This is a genomic window from Mesorhizobium sp. M7A.F.Ca.ET.027.03.2.1 (assembly GCF_003999175.1).
In the GTDB taxonomy this organism is placed as follows: Bacteria; Pseudomonadota; Alphaproteobacteria; order Rhizobiales; family Rhizobiaceae; genus Mesorhizobium.
Window position 1 is genome coordinate 1 of record NZ_RZOM01000839.1, and the last position, 2,804, is coordinate 2,804.

At 64.3% G+C, this 2,804-nt stretch carries 4 protein-coding genes; 2 read left to right on the top strand and 2 right to left on the bottom strand.

Annotated features, from left to right (window positions below):
- On the top strand, positions 1–763 hold a 763-nt coding region (locus EN750_RS27750; protein ID WP_127398607.1), incomplete at its 5' end, for an aminoglycoside phosphotransferase family protein.
- Positions 764–790: 27 nt separating this feature from the next.
- On the opposite strand, the gene EN750_RS27755 is transcribed toward EN750_RS27750, so the two are convergent.
- Complete coding sequence (locus tag EN750_RS27755) at positions 791–1,882, bottom strand: COX15/CtaA family protein (protein ID WP_127398609.1); 1,092 nt, start codon at positions 1,880–1,882, stop codon at positions 791–793.
- 198 nt (positions 1,883–2,080) lie between these two features.
- Between EN750_RS27755 and EN750_RS27760 the strand changes: the two genes are divergently transcribed.
- Positions 2,081–2,296, top strand: coding sequence for a DUF2842 domain-containing protein (locus EN750_RS27760; RefSeq protein WP_023810263.1), 216 nt, complete (start codon positions 2,081–2,083; stop codon positions 2,294–2,296).
- Positions 2,297–2,311: 15 nt separating this feature from the next.
- Here EN750_RS27760 and EN750_RS27765 read toward each other — a convergent pair.
- On the bottom strand, positions 2,312–2,804 hold a 493-nt coding region (locus tag EN750_RS27765), incomplete at its 5' end, for a polysaccharide deacetylase family protein (RefSeq protein WP_145967958.1).

Below are 2,804 nucleotides of genomic sequence, written 5' to 3' on the forward strand. Positions count from 1 at the left end.
CTGGAAGGTTTTGCGCGAAGACGGGTCGCCGGCGATCGTCAAGGCGCTCAAGCCTTTCGACGACGTCGCCGACGAGTTGCGCGGCGAGCATTATCTCGCCTGGCGGCGCGGCGAAGGCGCGGTGCGCCTGCTCGGCCGCGACGGCCACAGCATGCTGCTGGAATATGCCGGTGAAACGCTGCTTCAGCAAGTTCTCGACGAACAGGGCGACTTTGTAGCGACCGCAATTGCGGCCGAGGTGATGGCGAAGCTGTTTTCACAGGGGAAAGACCCCTTCCCGCCCGAACTTCAGCCGCTCCGGGAACGCTTCGCCAGCCTGTTCAACAAGGCGAATGCCGATCGCGACGCCGGCCATGACGGCCTCTATGTCGAGGCCGCCACTATTGCCGACCGGCTGCTGACCGATCCGCACGATATCAGGCCACTGCATGGCGACCTGCATCACGAGAACATCCTGCACGGACCGCGCGGCTGGCTGGCTATCGATCCGAAGGGCGTGCTCGGCGACCCCGGCTTCGATGCGGCGAACATGTTCTACAACCCGCTCGAGCGGGACGATCTCTGCCTCGACCCCGAGCGGATCGCTGGTATGGCCGGGATCTTTGCCAACACTCTGGGCCAGACACCGGCCGCTATCCTTGATCATGCCATCGCCTATGGCTGCCTTTCGGCATCCTGGCATCATGAGGACGACAATGCGGTCGAGGAGAACCGCGAATTGTCGGTCGTCAAGGCGATCCGGGCGGTACGGGCAAGCTTCTGATCCGGACCCGGTAGATCAGCTCCAAGATCAGCCCCTGAGCGCTATTCCCGCCGGCAAGGGATAGGCGCCCTTGGTGCCGCGCCAGTGTGCGGCGGCAAAACCCAGCACGATCAGCGCAAATCCCTGATGGGTCAGCGCCATATGCAGCGGCACATGCATCAGCAGCGTGCCGATGCCGATCGAAGCTTGGACCAGCACCAGTAGAAACAGCAGCGTCGCGCGCCGCGCATGCGTTGTTTCAGGCAGCCGCCGGCGCGTGGCGATCATGTGCCACAATACCACGACGAATACCGTGTAGGCGCCAAACCGATGGAAGAACTGCACCGTCTTCGGGCTCTCGAAGAAGTTGCGCCACGCCGGCTCGAGGATCAGCAGATCGCCAGGGATGATCTTGCCGTCCATCAACGGCCAGGTGTTGTAGCTTAAGCCCGCGTCGAGCCCGGCGACCAGGCCGCCGAGATAGATCTGGATCAGCGCCAGCAGCACGATGAACCCGGCCAGCCTCTGCGTCGACCGATCGGCGGCGGGTTCGGAATGCGGCGCCAATCCTCGCGCGACCACCATGGTGGCGGTGAAGATCAGCGCGGCGAGTGTCAGGTGGGTCGCCAGCCGGTACTGGCTGACGGAGACCCGGTCGACCAATCCTGAAGCCACCATCCACCAGCCGATGGCGCCTTGCAGGCCGCCGAGCAGGAGAATGCCCACCAGCTTCGCTCCCAGGCCGCGTTCGATGCGGCGCGTCGCCCAGAAGAACAGCAGCGGCAGGGCAAAGACCAGGCCGACGCTGCGCGCCAGGATGCGGTGCGCCCATTCCCACCAGAAGATCGACTTGAACGCCTCGATGCTCATGCCCTTGTTGAGCTCGGCATATTGCGGGATCTGCTGGTAGAGCTGGAATTCCTCTTGCCACTCGGCATCGTTGAGCGGCGGGATCACGCCATGGATCGGCTTCCACTGCGTAATCGACAGGCCGGAATCGGTGAGCCTTGTGGCGCCGCCGACCAGCACCAGCGCAAACAGCACCAGAAGCACCACATAGAGCCAGCCGCGCAGCAGCGCCCGGTTATGCAGGTCGCGGTCGCGGGCGACGTATGGCGCGGCAGCTGATATGGCAGCCATGATCTTGTCCCGGCAGGTTGATTTGGCGGATTGGTGGACCATCGCACCCGTGCTGGCAAGACCATACGGCGCGGCACGCCGTCGCGCCGCGTCTCACCGGTTGCACAGTCTCGCCTCAAGGCCTATGCGAGGCCGATACCCCTTGAGCCTGCCAGGCCTCTTGTGCGAATTCCGGCATGCTCGATCAGGAGACCAGCCATGCCCCTGCGCCTGAAAAAGCTGATCGGAATGTTTCTGCTGGTCGCGCTGGTCATCGTCTATGCGCTGGTCGCATCGATCTTCGCGGTCGCCCGGCTGTCGGAGTCGGGTCCGTGGGTGCATTTCCTGTTCTTCCTGCTCAGCGGCCTGCTCTGGGTGCTGCCGGCAATGGGCATCATCAAATGGCTGATGCTGGAGCCGAGGGCCAAGCGATAGGCGAAACCGCCAGCGTCAGATGGTGACGACCATCTTGCCGGCGTTGGCGAGCGGCGTCGTCACGCCCGACAGCATGGTGCGGATGTGGGCGAGGCTCTGGTAGCGGCCGTTGACGGAAATGCGCGGCAAGGCGTGCAGGAACCCGGCATGCTCGGCGCGCAGCACGCCGTGGCGCGTCGTCACGGCGGAGGTATAGCCTGCGTCGCGGGCAAAGCCGACCTCGCGGCAGCCGACAGCGCTGGCATAGCCATAGGGATAAGCGAAATGGCGGGGCATTTCGCCCAGTTCGGCCTGCAACATGGCGCGCACGTCGCCAACCTCGTGCCGGGCATCGGCTTCTGAGAGCCGCTTCAGATTGCTGTGGTTGATCGTATGGGCGCCGATCGTCACCAGCGGATGCGCGGCGATGCGACGGATTTCATCCCAGCTCATCAATGTGCGCAAGCGTGGGCCGTCGGCGTCGATGCCGTTTGCGCGAGCCAGGTCACGCAACACGGCCTGCAGGTCC

What these genes read in the sequence shown, in the direction of transcription:
- EN750_RS27755 (WP_127398609.1), bottom strand. Translation starts at nt 1,882, where the DNA reads ATGGCTGCCATATCAGCTGCCGCGCCATACGTCGCCCGCGACCGCGAC.
- EN750_RS27760 (WP_023810263.1), top strand. Translation starts at nt 2,081, where the DNA reads ATGCCCCTGCGCCTGAAAAAGCTGATCGGAATGTTTCTGCTGGTCGCG.